We start from the raw sequence: 12666 nt of genomic DNA, 5'->3' as shown, positions 1-12666 counted from the left end.
GGGTGAATGACGGCAACGGGCGTAACTTCCGGTGTTCCGGCCGAGGTAAAACCGCAAGAATTCCGGGTCGCGCTGACTCCGGCCGGTGCCGCGGAGCTCGCCGCCCACGGGCACGAGGTGCTCGTGCAGGCGGGTGCGGGTGTCGGCTCGGGCTTCGCCGACGACGACTACCGGGCCGCCGGTGCGCGGATCGCGGCAAGCGCCGACCAGGTGTGGGCCGAGTCCGATCTGGTGTTGAAGGTGAAAGAACCCATCGCGCAGGAGTATTCGCTGATGCGGCGTGAGCAGGTGCTGTTCACGTATCTGCATCTGGCCGCGTCGAAGGACTGTACCGACGCGATCCTGTCGTCGGGGATCACCGCCATCGCCTATGAGACGGTCCGGGCGGCCGACGGTTCGTTGCCGTTGCTCGCGCCGATGAGCGAGGTGGCGGGCAAGCTCAGCGCCCAGGTCGGTGCCTATCACCTGATGGCGCCGATGGGCGGGGAAGGCGTGCTGCTCGGCGGCGTGCCCGGGGTTCGGCCCGCCGACGTGGTGGTGCTCGGCGGCGGCGTGGCGGGCACCAACGCGGCGAGCGTCGCGGTGGGGATGGGTGCGCGGGTGAGCGTGCTCGATACGAATCTGGCCCGGTTGCGGGAACTCGACGCCCGGTTCGCCGGGCGGGTCGGCACCTTGGCCTCGCACGCCCTCGAGATCGAAAAGGCCGTGCTCGCCGCCGATCTGGTGATCGGGTCGGTGCTCGTGCCCGGCGCCAAGGCGCCGAAGCTGGTGTCCGACGAGCTGGTCGCGCGGATGCGGCCGGGGTCGGTACTCGTCGACATCGCCGTCGACCAGGGCGGTTGCTTCCAGTCGACCCGACCGACGACGCACGCGAATCCCACCTTTCCCGTGGGTAATTCGCTGTTCTACTGTGTCGCGAACATGCCCGGCGCGGTCCCGCACACCTCCACCGTGGCGCTCACGAACGCCACCCTGCCGTATGCGCTGGCCGTCGCCGACAACGGCTGGCGTGGGGCGTGCACCGCTGATCCCGGGTTGTCGGCCGGGCTCACCGCGGTCGACGGGAAGTTGCTGTCGGCGGAAGTGGCCGCCGCGCACGGGTATTCGCTCGGGGTCTAGGCCTCCGCGAAGGTTCCCTCGGTGATGACGGAGTCCGCCAGGAGCGGGCGGGTGATCGACCAGCGCTCCGTGAAATGACTGCGCGACATCTTCCAGCGGCCGTCCTCGATCACGTAGTCGTCGTCGTAGTCGCCCGTCGAGACGAACTCGGTGTTGTCGATCAGATTGACCTGGCGGAATCGCAGGGTCCACCGGCCTGTCGCGGTGCGTTCCCCGGTGAGGGTGATGTCGGGGTGGATGCCGTGATGCATGTCGAGGACGACGTGTTTGCCGTCGACCTTGTGCAACGCGATGCGGGTGAAGATCTCGACCAGGGGCCCCGCGTCGTCGAAGGTGCCGATTCGGCCGTAGTCCAGGTCGGCGCCGGACCGGATGAAGCAGTCCCGCATCGTCTTCGGGTCCTTGTTGTCACAGGCTCGCCAGTACCGGTGCTTGAGTTGTTTGATCGCTTCGATCTGTTCGAGGGTGTCGATGCGTTGTGCGAGATCCATCGGTTGCCTGCCCGGGTGTGGAGGTGATGAGTGAATGGTCGGGTTCGCGAGGTCAGTCGACGACCGCGTCGGAGAACACCGGAGGGTTACCGAGGAATGGCCGGTGCGAAGGCGGGTGCTGGCCCCGGGTGTCCTCGACGCCGAGTTCCCGCGCGATCTCGGCGCCGATGAGCACCTGGCCGGTACGGTCCATCAACTTGGGATCGCGCGCGAGGGCATCGATGACACGACCGGTGAATTCCGGCGATTCGGCGGTCGCGGCGAGTCCGTCGTAGGCGCCCGGATTCGCGGCGAACGCGGCCAGCGTGCGCTCGGTCGCGAGCAGACCCATCCAGATCGAGACGACCGCCACGTTCCACGGACGGAAGTCGACGGCCATGTCGTGCGCCATTTTGTCCACCGCCGCCTTGCCCGCACCGTAAGCGGGCCCGTGCATATAGCAGGTGCCGCCGAACGACGACGTGTTCACGACCAAGCCCGCGCCATTGGCCACCAGCAGCGGTGCGGCGTAGTAGGTGGCGACGTAGCTCGAGCGCATACCCACATCCAGCAGGTCGAGCAAGGTGAGCGGCTTCTCCCAGAACGGCCCTTTCTCGGTCAGGCCGTCGGGTACCGCGAGAGCGTTGTTGACCAGGATGTCGAGCCGTCCGTGCTCGTCGCGAAGACGTGCGAAGAAGGACTCGACCTGGGCATCGTCGCGATGGTCGAGCACGACGGGCACGCCGTGGCCGCCGCGGCGGGTGATCTCCTCGGCGGTCGCGAACACCGTGCCCGGCAGTGGGGAATCGCCTTCGTTCCGCGTTCGCCCGGTGACGTAGACCGTCGCTCCGGTTTCCCCCAGCGCGAGCGCGATGCCTTTGCCCGCACCGCGACTCGCGCCGGTCACCACCACGATTCGTTCCGAACCCACCATCGACTCCCTACGCTGTCCGACGGGTCACACCGTGCGACACGTTCCATTACTGAACCGGACCGGCCGGAGGGGGCACAGAGATCTTCCCGGTAGCCGGGAAGGTAATGGCTCGGCTGTCACATCTACGGCTAGTCCTCGGCGCGGCCCATGTACCAGTCGGGCGCGCCCTCGGTCGGCAGGTCGCGCAGCTTGTCGGGGTTGCGGACCACATTGATGGCGACGATGCGCCCGTCGTCGACGACGAACGAGAAGACACCGATGTGGGTGCCGTCGAACACCACCAGCCCCGGTGCGCCGTTGACCAGCACCGCACGGCCCCAGGCATCGGTCGCCGACGGTGCGTGGTACCAGCCGAGCAGCATCTTGGCGATGAGTTCGGCGCCGCGCACCGGCTGGCGGATCGCGGGCACCTTGCCGCCACCGTCGGCGGTGAGCACCACCTTCTCGTCCAGCACGCCGAGCAACGAACTCAGGTCGCCCGAGCGCCAGGCCAGGGCGAACGCGGAAACCACCTTCTCCTGTTCGGCGGGCGACGCCGGGAATCGCGGCGTGCCGCTCTCCACGTGCTTGCGGGCACGCGAGGCCAGCTGACGCACCGCGGCCGGGGTGCGCCCGACCACCTCGGCGACCTCAGGACCCGACATCCCGAACACGTCCTGGAGTACGAAGGCCGTGCGTTCGGCGGGTGAGAGCGATTCGAGCACGACCAGCAGTGCGGTGGTGACCCGTTCGTCCTGGGTGATGCGGTCGGCTGGATCGTCCATGGTGCTGACCTCCGGTTCCGGCAACCACTCGCCGACGTACTGTTCGCGCCGGGCCCGCGCGGACCCGAGCTGGTCGAGGGCGAGCCTGCCCGTCACGGTGGTGAGCCAGGCGCGCAGATTGTCGATCTCGTCCGCCTTGCCCGCCTCGTGCTGCCGCTGCAGCCGCAGCCACGCCTCCTGCACCACGTCCTCGGCGTCGGCCAAGCTGCCGAGGGTGCTGTAGGCGAGCCTGCGCAGGTAGGCGCGGTGCTCCTCGAAGCGTCGCGCCAGTTCCGCGCGGTCGAGGTTCGCGGTGTCGGTCATCGTGCCAGCCGTTCGGTCGAGAGTGGGCGGTCGCCCAGGATGCTGTCATGGAGACGACGAAGCAGACGCATCCGGTGTGACATCGCTGCCCCACCGGTTAACCTCGCCCCGTGCACAAGGGGATTTCGACCGCCGCGGGACTGCTGCTCGGTTTCGCACTCGACCGCGTATTCGCCGACCCACGCCGCTGGCATCCGGTAGCCGGATTCGGCACGGCGGCAGCGGCATTGGAGCAGCGAACCTACGCCGACACCCACCGCGCCGGAATCCTGCACGAGACCGTGGCGGTCGGCTCGGTCCTCGCGTTCGCTGCGGTGGCCGCGCACGGCGGCCTGCTCGCGACAACCCTCGCCACCTGGACGGTTCTAGGAGGCCGCAGTCTTGCCCGGGCCGGCCACGACATGGCCGACCGACTCGACGCAGGCGATATCGACGGCGCCCGCGAACTGCTGCCCTCACTGTGCGGACGCGACCCCTCGGTCCTCGACGCCGACGGATTGGCCCGCGCCGCACTGGAATCCATCGCCGAGAACACCTCCGACGCCACCGTCGCACCGCTGCTGTGGGGTGCTGTGGCCGGAGTACCCGGGTTGCTCGGATATCGAGCGGTCAACACGCTCGACGCGATGATCGGCTACCGCAACGAGCGCTACCTGCGCTTCGGCTGGGCAGCCGCCCGCACCGACGATGTGGCGAATCTCGTCCCCGCGCGGGTGACCGGACTGCTCACGGTGGTGCTGGCGCCGCTCGTCGGCGGAACCCCCGGCCAGTCCTGGCAAGCCTGGCGCCAGGACGCGCGCAAACATCCGAGCCCCAACGCCGGTGTTGTCGAGGCATCGATGGCAGGCGCCCTCGGGGTCCGACTCGGAGGCCGCACCCAGTACCGCTACGGAGCGGAACTACGCCCGACACTGGGGACCGGGCGCGCCCCCGAAACCGAAGATCTCCGCAGAGCCGTCCGCATGTCGGAAGCAGTACAGATCGGAGCCGTAGCAGTCAGCGCCGCGCTGGCATTGCTGCGTAGGTGAGCGTCAGCGAGTGCGGCCGTACCGATCAGCGAGACGTGCTTCCGTTGTGGTCTCCTCGGAAGTCGAATCAGGCTGATCGGTCACCTCGGCTCCGACCTCGCCACGCTCACGACGGCGAGCCCGCATTTCGGCGAACACGAAATACCCGAGCCCGAGCGGAGCCATCACACCGAAAGCCAGCCATTGAAGGCCGTAGGAGAGGTAGGGACCCGCATCCAGTTGGGGGAGGGGAACGGGCGTGAACGCCCCCGGCTGCCCCTCGGCAAGCTGAAGATAACCGCCCTTGTCGGTACCGGTAGGAATCGGCGTCAGCGGGATACCGAGAACGGTGGATTCCTGAGTCGTATCGACCGTGTACACCTGCCGGAACCCGTCCTGCGTGCTCGGCACCTTATCGGGAACGACCCCTTCGGAAGCCCGCACTCGCGCCTCGATCCGCTGCGCCCCGCCCGGCGGCTCGGCAATCGCAGGCGGCCGCGTCCCGTCGACAGCCGCGACCAGACCACGGTCGACGAGCAGAGTACGACCGTCATCGAGCCGGAACGCCGCGAGAACCGCGTATCCCGGCGCACCATCCAGGTGGCGCAACCGGACGAGCACCGTCGAATCCGGCAGGAAGGTGCCAGTGGCGATCACCTTCCGCCACTCGGTATGAGTACCGGGATCACCGGCGAGGATGTCGGTAACAGCCACCGGATCGGCTTGCACCGAGTCGGCGATCAGCTGATTGCGGTGCTCGGTGCTGCTGTTCTTGTTCAGCTGCCAAGGCGCGAGAATCGTGAAACACAGGTAGGCGAACGCGACGACGACGAGCGCCAGAATCAGCCAGCTCGGCCGCAGCAGAAAGGTGAGTTTGCGCATCAGCGTCGCGCGGCGGCCGGGTCGCGGGCCTCGAGCTCGGCGCGCACCCAGTCGAGCAGGCCGGGGACCGCGGCCTCGATCTGGTCGCGGACCAGGTCGAAGTCGGTCTGGTCGCCGTAGTACGGGTCGGGCACGTCGACACCGTCGGCGGCGGGGTCGAAGCTGCGCAGCAGCCTGCGCTGTTCGGTGGGGACGCCTCGGTGGGCGAGTTCCCGGTCGTGGCTGGTGTCGAGCACCACGATCAGGTCGGCGTCGCGATGCTCGTCGCCGAAGGTGGCGGCGATGTGTTCGGCGGCGTAACCGGCGCGGCGCAGGGTGGCGGCGGTACGCGGGTCGGCGGGGTCACCGACATGCCACGATCCGGTGCCCGCGCTGCTCACCCGCACCCGGTTCGCCAGACCGGCACGGTACAGATGCGCTTCGAACATCTTCGCCGCCATCGGCGACCGGCAGATGTTCCCTGTGCAGACGAAGGTCACGTGCAGCTCTCCCACGGCACCATTGTCGCCGGTAGGGCCGCGGCGGCGCCACGTAGGGTGTTCAGTTGTGTTCGAGGACTCGGTCGACCCCGCGATGCTGCGCCACCACGGCGACGTGGAAGCGCGCCCGGGCATGCTCGATTTCGCGGTGAACGTCCAGGGCACCGCCCCACCCGTCTGGCTACGCGACCGCCTCACCGCCCGCCTCACCGACCTCGGCCGCTACCCCGACGCAGGCGAGGAACTCGCCGCCCGCACAGCCGTCGCCGCCCGCCACGGCCGCACCCCCGACGAGGTCCTGCTGCTGGCAGGCGCCGCCGAAGGCTTCGCGATGCTGCCCCGCCTGCGCCCCCGCCTGGCCGCCGTGGTCCACCCGTCCTTCACCGAGCCGGAACTGGCGCTGCGTGAGGCAGGCGTACCGGTGACCCGCGTCGTCCTCGAACGCCCCTACACCCTCGACCCCGGCCAGGTGCCGGAAGAAGCCGACCTGGTCGTCCTGGGCAACCCCACCAACCCGACCTCGATCCTGCACCCCGCCGAAACCATCCAGGCCCTGCGCCGCCCCGGCCGCGTCCTCGTCGTCGACGAAGCCTTCGCCGACGCGGTCGCCTGTCTCCGAGCGTCGGAGGGTTCGCCGACAGCACGACCCGGGGCCGGTGGCGCTGCGACCCAGCGTGTAGAGGCAGGTGGCGCCGCGGCCCTGGGCACGGACGCCGACGCTGCTGCGGCCCTGCGTGTGGATGCTGGTGGTGCTGCGACTCTGGGTGCGGATGCTGGTGGTGCTGCGATCCCGCGCGTGGATGTCGCGGCTGCTCCCGGTGCGGTACGTCCGAAGGACATCAGTGGTGAACCCGAGTCGCTGGCCGGGCTGAGCGCACCGGACGTCTTGGTGCTGCGCAGTCTCACCAAGACATGGGCGCTCGCCGGTCTGCGCTGCGGCTATGCACTCGGTGCTCCCGAGGTGCTGGCCCGGCTGACCGAGGGACGCCCGCACTGGCCGCTGGGCACCCTGCAGCTCGAGGCGATCCGCGCCACCGCCGAACCCGCCGCCGTCGCCGAATCCCGTCGCCTCGCCCATCGCATCGCGACCGACCGCGACGTCATGATCGACCGCCTCATAGCCCTGGGCATCGACGTGCACACTCCGGCGACCGGCCCGTTCCTGCTCCTGCGCGTTACCGACGGTGCGCTGATCCGCAAACATCTCGCCGACCGTGGAATCGCCGTCCGCCGCGCCGACACCTTCCCGGGCCTCGGCCCCGACCATTTGCGTGTCGCCGTGCGCGGGCGCGACGAGGTGGACCAGCTGGTCGATGAGTTGCGGGCCGCGCTGTGGTGATGCGTGTTCCGCAGGGCCTTCGAGGCCGGGCCGGCGCCCGATGGCCGGAAACGCAGTGGCCCAACATGATACGAGTGTCGAACCTGCCCACGACGGCGCAGGTCTCAGCGGAGCGAAGGAGGCAGCGGTGACCGACCTGGCCGAACTGATCGGGGTGCTCGACGCGGCGTACCCACCGAAACTGGCCGAATCGTGGGATTCGGTTGGTCTGGTGTGTGGTGATCCGGCGCAAGAGGTTTCGAAGGTGCTGTTCGCCGTAGACGCCACCGCCGCCGTCGTCGACGAGGCGATCGCTTGGGGCGCACAGGCTTTGGTCGTACACCACCCGCTGCTGTTGCGCGGTGTCGACACCGTGGCCGCGAATACACCGAAAGGCGCCCTGCTGCACCGGCTGATCCGCTCCGACTGCGCACTGTTCTCCGCGCACACCAACGCAGATTCCGCCGACCCCGGCGTCTCCGACGCGCTCGCCGCAGCAGTCGGCCTCACCGTCACGAGCCCGCTCGACCCCAAACCGGTTGCCCCGATGGACAAGTGGGTCATCCAGGTGCCGCAGACGCACACCGCCGCCCTGATGTCGGCACTGTTCGCGGCCGGCGCGGGCGCGATCGGCGACTACCGCGAGGCAGCCTGGTACACCTCCGGCACCGGCCAGTTCCTGCCGGTCGACGGCGCGAACCCGGCCATCGGCGCGGTCGGAACCGTCGAGACCGTCACCGAGGACGCGGTCGAGGTGGTCGCGGCGCCGTCCGCGCGCACCGCTGTCCTTGCGGCTCTGCGTGCCGCCCACCCCTACGAGGAACCGGCCTACCACGTCACCGAACGCGCACCTCTGCCGTCGTCCCTCGGCATCGGCCGCATCGGTGAACTCTCCGAACCCGAGACACTGCGCGAGTTCACCGCCCGCGTGGGCAACGGCCTACCGCGCACCGTCTGGGGCGTGCGAGCCGCGGGCGATCCGGACCGGACGATCAAACGGGTGGCTGTCTGCGGCGGTGCCGGCGACTCCTACCTCGACGCCGCCATCCGCGCGGGCGTCGACGCCTACCTCACCTCCGACCTGCGCCACCACCCCGTCGACGAACACCTCCGCCGAGGCGGGCCCGCCCTCGTCGACGCCGCCCACTGGGCTACTGAATTCCCGTGGTGCGCCCAGGCCGAATCCGTCGTCACCGGGGCGCTGCCCGGCCTCACCACCCGCGTGTCGACCCTCCGCACGGATCCGTGGACGGTCACCGGCTGAGTCACCGCACCCGCTGCCCCCACGCGGCCACGAAATTCGGGTGCGCCTGCACGGTCAACCGGCTCCCGTCCGGCGCCGGCTCGGCCTCGAGGTATCGCTCGTCCTTCACGAAAACCGCCTGCTCCGCGAACAACGCGAGCGGAAGGATCACCAGCGCGGAGATGACACAGGTCAGGAACGCGAACGCCGACGCGTGGATCGTCATCCACGCGATGCCGATCATCAGCGGGGTCAGGGCGAGACCGAAGTAGATGACATTCGGTTCCGCTCGGTCGCGGATCCGGGTCATGGCGTGTTCGCCTCGTGCGGCGCGGTACGGTTGATCGATCCATCCGTCCACCGTGTTCAGGAGTTCGTGCCCGTTGAATGTCGAACCGTCGGTCCAGTCCAAGCTGTTGCAGCTCGCCGCTGTCGATGCCGAGCTGACGCGGATCGCGCACCGGCGCACCGCGCTGCCCGAGCAGCAGGAGGTCGCGCGGCTGGCGGCCGAACGCAACGGCTACAAGGACGCCGCGGTCGCGGTCGAGATCGGCATCGACGACCTGGATCGTGACATCCGCAAACTCGAGGGTGAGGTCGAGGCGGTGCGCAAGCGTGAGGACCGCGACCGCGCCATGCTCACCTCGGGCTCCGTCGCCGCCAAACAGCTCTCCGAACTCCAGCACGAACTGGGCAGCCTGGAACGCCGTCGCGCCGTCCTCGAGGACGAACTGCTGACCGTGATGGAGCAGCGTGAGGCGATGGCCGCCGACCACGACCACGCCGGTGCCCGGCTCAGCAAGGCCGATCAGGACCTGGCCGACGCCGAACGCCTGCGCGACGAGGCGATGGCCGACCTGGAGGTCGCGCAGCAACGGTGCGAGAACGACCGCGCCGCCCTGATCGGCCTGTTCCCCGGCGAACTGCTCGCCGTCTACGACAAGCAGCGCGCCGCCCACGGTGTCGGTGCCGCCCTGCTGCAGGCCCGCCGCTGCGGTGCCTGCCGTATCGAGATCGACCGCGGTGAGATGCAGCGCATCGCCAAGGCCGCACCCGACGCGGTGGTCCGCTGCCCCGAATGCGGCGCGATCATGGTGCGCACCAAGGAATCCGGGCTGTGAGCGCTGGGCCGGTTGGTGTGCGTGAGGTGATCGTCGAAGCCGACGGTGGCTCACGCGGCAATCCCGGCCCGGCCGGTTACGGCGCGGTCGTCTTCGCCGACGACCATGTGCGCGTACTGGCCGAACGCAAGGAATATGTCGGCGTCACCACCAACAATGTGGCCGAATACCGGGGGCTGATCGCGGGTTTGGAAGCCGCGACCGAACTCGGTGCGCGGGTGGTGACGGTGCGCATGGACTCCAAGCTCGTCGTCGAACAGATGTCGGGCCGCTGGAAGATCAAGCATGCCTCCATGATTCCGCTCGCCGAGCAGGCACGTCGGCTGGTCGCCGGTTTCGACCGGGTGAGTTTCACCTGGATCCCGCGCGCCGAGAACTCCCACGCCGACCGGCTGGCGAACGAGGCGATGGACGACGGCGCCCTCGTCGGCACCGTCCGCGAGTCTCTCGCCGCGGGCTACACGCCGGGAGATCAGGTCGCCCTCGATGCGGCGGATGATCGAACCGCGGCCGAGGTGGAGCCGAGCGTCGTCGCCGGCGACGACGCATCGACTACTTCGGGCGTAACCGTGACCCCGGCCGGCGACAAGGCCGCTGTCACACCGACGGGCGAGCAGGTGGCTGTGACGCCGACAGGTGAGCAGATCGTCGTCGGTGGCACGGACAAGACGGAATCGCCTGCCGCCCAAAAGGTTTCCACCTATTCCCCGGGCTGGACCGGCGCCATCGGCCGTCCCACCCGCCTGCTCTTGTTGCGCCACGGTCAAACCGAACTGTCGGTGCAACGCCGCTACTCCGGCCGCGGCAACCCGCCCCTCACCGAACTGGGCCGCGAACAGGCCGATCGCGCCGCGAAAATGCTTGCCGCCAAAGGCGATATCGCCGCCGTTGTGAGCTCACCGTTGCAGCGGGCTCGTTCGACCGCCGAGGCCGCCGCTACCGCACTCGATGTGCCCCTGCGCATTCTCGACGGCCTCATCGAAACCGATTTCGGCCAGTGGGAAGGACTCACCTTCGCCGAAGCGGCACAGCGCGATCCGGCGCTGCACGCCGACTGGCTGGGCGACCCGTCGATCCCCGCGCCCGGTGGCGAGAGCTTCGACCAGGTGCGCGAACGGATCGAGGGTGTGCGCCGCGACCTGGTGGCGCTGTATCCCGGCGAGAACGTCGTCGTGGTCAGTCATGTCACCCCCATCAAGACCTTGCTGCAGCTGGCGCTCGGGGTGGGCCCGTCGCTGCTCTACCGGTTGCATCTGGACCTGGCTTCGCTGTGTATCGCCGAGTTCTATCCCGACGGTGGCGCTTCGGTGCGCCTGGTCAACGACACTTCCTATCTCTGAGGTGGCCCCGTGTCACCCGGGCGCGGTACGGTCGCCCGGGTTCGCGATGCGCGTCACGTCGACGCATAGCCGGTCGCGGCCGTGGAGAAAGGTACTTGATGAAGTTTCTACGGATGGCGGCGTTCGCGGCGGCCATCGCGGGGGCGCTCACCACGTCTGCCGGTGTAGGCAGCGTGTCGGCTGATCCGAGCGTGGTGCTCGGTGCCGGTTCGGGCATCGTCTTCGACAACAACTCCGGCTGCTCGCTCACGGCCATCGGCCACGACAACGCGGGCCGGCTGGTCGGTCTCACCGCCGGGCACTGCGCGTCGACCGGTGCCAAGGTCGGCGCGGAGCAGGCGCTGCACGCCGGCGTGATCGGTACCGTCGCCTTCTCCGACGACGGTGACTACCTGGATTTCGCTGTGCTGCAACTGGACGCGTCCAAGGTGGTGCCCACGCGCACGATCGGTCAGACCACCGTGGCAGGCCTTGGCCCCGCACCCGCGCCGGGCTCCACCGTGTGCTCCGACGGGCGGACCAGCGGCCGCAGCTGCGGTGTGGTGTGGGGTGAGCTCGAGGGCAACTCGATCAACCAGTACTGCTCGCAGCCGGGCGATTCCGGTGGTCCGGTCGTTGTCGGTGACCGGCTCGTCGGCATGAACCAGGGCCGGCTCACCGGCCTCGGCCCCGTGGACTTCGACGTGCCCTGCACCAACGGCGCCAACCCGATCCACTCGCCCGCCTACTTCCAGCCGATCGAGGTGATCCTCGACGTGGTGAATCGCGCGGGTGGGGTCGGCGCGGGCTTCCAGCCGATCTGATCGCCGCACGAAACACTCAGGGGCGCAGCATCGTCACGATGCTGCGCCCTGTTTCATGACGGCGGCGGTGAAGTCGTCGAGCGGGTAGAAGAACTCGACGGCCAGCTCCGACAGGGTCACGTCGGCCGGTGCGCCGAAGGTGGCCATGGTGGAGAACATCGACAGCGTGCCCGCCGGGCTGGTGATGCGGATCGGCACCTGGAACGGGCCCGTCGGTTCGGGTCTGCCCGGCGAATCCCGCGGTGCCGCATAGTCGTTCACCTCGTCGTAGAGCGCGCGTAGTCGTGCGTCGCCGGTCGACTCGGCCTGACGCAGCAGACGTTCGAGGAACAGTTCCCTGACCTGGTGCAGGTTCTCCAAGCGCCCGGCGAGACCGTCGGGGTGCAGCACCAGCCGGTAGACATTGGGCCGGGGGAGCAGCAGGTGCTCGGGCACTCCGCTCATCAGCAGTGGCATGGCGGCATTGCCCGCCACCACATCCCACCACCGGTCCACGACCACCGCCGGATACGGTTCGTGCGCGCGCAGCATGGTGTCGATCGCGGTTCGCGCGGCCGCGAGTTCGGCGTCATCGAGCCGCGACTCCCGGTAGGCGGGGGCGAACCCGGCCGCCAGCAACAACGTATTCCGTTCCCGCAGGGGTACTTCCAGCGCCTCGCACAACCGGAGCACCATCGCCCGGCTCGGCTGCGATCGCCCCGTCTCCACATACGACAGGTGCCGCGCCGAAGTATCGGCCACCAATGCCAGATCGAGCTGACTCAGCTTGCGCCGTTGCCGCCACTCCCGCACCAGCGAACCGATCCGCGCCTCCACCACCACCCGACCCTATCCGCCACGCCGGCAGCGGCACCATGACCTGTGAGGTCATTGCGGCGATGAC

The 12666-nt window shown here is 69.1% G+C and carries 14 protein-coding genes; 7 read left to right on the top strand and 7 right to left on the bottom strand.

The window, feature by feature from the left end:
* The first annotated feature begins 6 nt into the window (after positions 1-6).
* Positions 7-1119: an alanine dehydrogenase gene (gene ald, locus ACSVDM_RS05550; protein ID WP_439263328.1), complete on the top strand. Its 1113-nt coding sequence runs from the start codon at positions 7-9 to the stop codon at positions 1117-1119.
* Here ald and ACSVDM_RS05545 read toward each other — a convergent pair.
* The 3 genes from ACSVDM_RS05545 to sigJ all read right to left on the bottom strand — a co-directional run bounded on the left by ACSVDM_RS05545 (position 1116) and on the right by sigJ (position 3590).
* Positions 1116-1610 (bottom strand): nuclear transport factor 2 family protein, encoded by a 495-nt coding sequence (locus ACSVDM_RS05545; protein WP_439263326.1) that lies wholly within the window; start codon positions 1608-1610, stop codon positions 1116-1118. The genes ald and ACSVDM_RS05545 overlap by 4 nt on opposite strands.
* 52 nt (positions 1611-1662) lie before the next feature.
* The gene (locus ACSVDM_RS05540; protein WP_439263324.1) at positions 1663-2523 is read right to left on the bottom strand and encodes an SDR family NAD(P)-dependent oxidoreductase; all 861 of its coding nucleotides are present in this window, start codon (positions 2521-2523) and stop codon (positions 1663-1665) included.
* Positions 2524-2651: 128 nt separating this feature from the next.
* Positions 2652-3590 (bottom strand): RNA polymerase sigma factor SigJ, encoded by a 939-nt coding sequence (sigJ, locus tag ACSVDM_RS05535; protein ID WP_067487275.1) that lies wholly within the window; start codon positions 3588-3590, stop codon positions 2652-2654.
* Positions 3591-3700: 110 nt separating this feature from the next.
* Here sigJ and ACSVDM_RS05530 point away from each other — a divergent pair, with 110 nt between their 5' ends.
* Positions 3701-4618: a cobalamin biosynthesis protein gene (locus ACSVDM_RS05530; RefSeq protein WP_439263322.1), complete on the top strand. Its 918-nt coding sequence runs from the start codon at positions 3701-3703 to the stop codon at positions 4616-4618.
* A 3-nt stretch (positions 4619-4621) separates the two neighbouring features.
* Here ACSVDM_RS05530 and ACSVDM_RS05525 read toward each other — a convergent pair whose 3' ends face one another.
* A complete protein-coding gene (locus tag ACSVDM_RS05525) occupies positions 4622-5479 on the bottom strand; it encodes an SURF1 family cytochrome oxidase biogenesis protein (protein ID WP_439263320.1) in 858 nt (285 codons plus the stop codon).
* Complete coding sequence (locus tag ACSVDM_RS05520) at positions 5479-5973, bottom strand: low molecular weight protein-tyrosine-phosphatase (protein ID WP_439263319.1); 495 nt, start codon at positions 5971-5973, stop codon at positions 5479-5481. The genes ACSVDM_RS05525 and ACSVDM_RS05520 overlap by 1 nt, the downstream gene beginning before the upstream one ends.
* A gap of 52 nt (positions 5974-6025) precedes the next feature.
* On the opposite strand from ACSVDM_RS05520, the gene ACSVDM_RS05515 reads away from it, so the two are divergent.
* Positions 6026-7297, top strand: a complete 1272-nt coding sequence (locus ACSVDM_RS05515) for a pyridoxal phosphate-dependent aminotransferase (RefSeq protein ID WP_439263317.1) — start codon at positions 6026-6028, stop codon at positions 7295-7297.
* Between the two features lie 127 nt (positions 7298-7424).
* Positions 7425-8540, top strand: coding sequence for a Nif3-like dinuclear metal center hexameric protein (locus ACSVDM_RS05510; protein WP_439263315.1), 1116 nt, complete (start codon positions 7425-7427; stop codon positions 8538-8540).
* 1 nt (position 8541) lies between these two features.
* Here ACSVDM_RS05510 and ACSVDM_RS05505 read toward each other — a convergent pair whose 3' ends face one another.
* Complete coding sequence (locus ACSVDM_RS05505; RefSeq protein WP_439263313.1) at positions 8542-8829, bottom strand: hypothetical protein; 288 nt, start codon at positions 8827-8829, stop codon at positions 8542-8544.
* A gap of 73 nt (positions 8830-8902) precedes the next feature.
* Here ACSVDM_RS05505 and ACSVDM_RS05500 point away from each other — a divergent pair, with 73 nt between their 5' ends.
* The 3 genes from ACSVDM_RS05500 to ACSVDM_RS05490 all read left to right on the top strand — a co-directional run bounded on the left by ACSVDM_RS05500 (position 8903) and on the right by ACSVDM_RS05490 (position 11783).
* The gene (locus ACSVDM_RS05500) at positions 8903-9640 is read left to right on the top strand and encodes a zinc ribbon domain-containing protein (protein WP_067642208.1); all 738 of its coding nucleotides are present in this window, start codon (positions 8903-8905) and stop codon (positions 9638-9640) included.
* Between the two features lie 17 nt (positions 9641-9657).
* Positions 9658-10980, top strand: a complete 1323-nt coding sequence (locus ACSVDM_RS05495; RefSeq protein ID WP_439263747.1) for a bifunctional RNase H/acid phosphatase — start codon at positions 9658-9660, stop codon at positions 10978-10980.
* Positions 10981-11078: 98 nt separating this feature from the next.
* A complete protein-coding gene (locus ACSVDM_RS05490; protein ID WP_243749924.1) occupies positions 11079-11783 on the top strand; it encodes a S1 family peptidase in 705 nt (234 codons plus the stop codon).
* 33 nt (positions 11784-11816) lie between these two features.
* Here the strand turns inward: ACSVDM_RS05490 and ACSVDM_RS05485 are convergent, their stop codons facing one another.
* Positions 11817-12602, bottom strand: a complete 786-nt coding sequence (locus tag ACSVDM_RS05485; RefSeq protein WP_439263311.1) for a helix-turn-helix domain-containing protein — start codon at positions 12600-12602, stop codon at positions 11817-11819.
* Positions 12603-12666 lie beyond the last annotated feature (64 nt).

It is taken from the genome of Nocardia sp. JW2 (genome assembly GCF_051843015.1).
In the GTDB taxonomy this organism is placed as follows: domain Bacteria; phylum Actinomycetota; class Actinomycetes; order Mycobacteriales; family Mycobacteriaceae; genus Nocardia; species Nocardia coubleae.
This window is presented reverse-complemented; position numbering and strand designations above follow the sequence as displayed.

What these genes read in the sequence shown, in the direction of transcription:
- ACSVDM_RS05505 (WP_439263313.1), bottom strand. Translation starts at nt 8,829, where the DNA reads ATGACCCGGATCCGCGACCGAGCGGAACCGAATGTCATCTACTTCGGT.
- ACSVDM_RS05525 (WP_439263320.1), bottom strand. Translation starts at nt 5,479, where the DNA reads ATGCGCAAACTCACCTTTCTGCTGCGGCCGAGCTGGCTGATTCTGGCG.
- ACSVDM_RS05545 (WP_439263326.1), bottom strand. Translation starts at nt 1,610, where the DNA reads ATGGATCTCGCACAACGCATCGACACCCTCGAACAGATCGAAGCGATC.
- ACSVDM_RS05490 (WP_243749924.1), top strand. Translation starts at nt 11,079, where the DNA reads ATGAAGTTTCTACGGATGGCGGCGTTCGCGGCGGCCATCGCGGGGGCG.
- ACSVDM_RS05540 (WP_439263324.1), bottom strand. Translation starts at nt 2,523, where the DNA reads ATGGTGGGTTCGGAACGAATCGTGGTGGTGACCGGCGCGAGTCGCGGT.
- sigJ (WP_067487275.1), bottom strand. Translation starts at nt 3,590, where the DNA reads ATGACCGACACCGCGAACCTCGACCGCGCGGAACTGGCGCGACGCTTC.
- ald (WP_439263328.1), top strand. Translation starts at nt 7, where the DNA reads ATGACGGCAACGGGCGTAACTTCCGGTGTTCCGGCCGAGGTAAAACCG.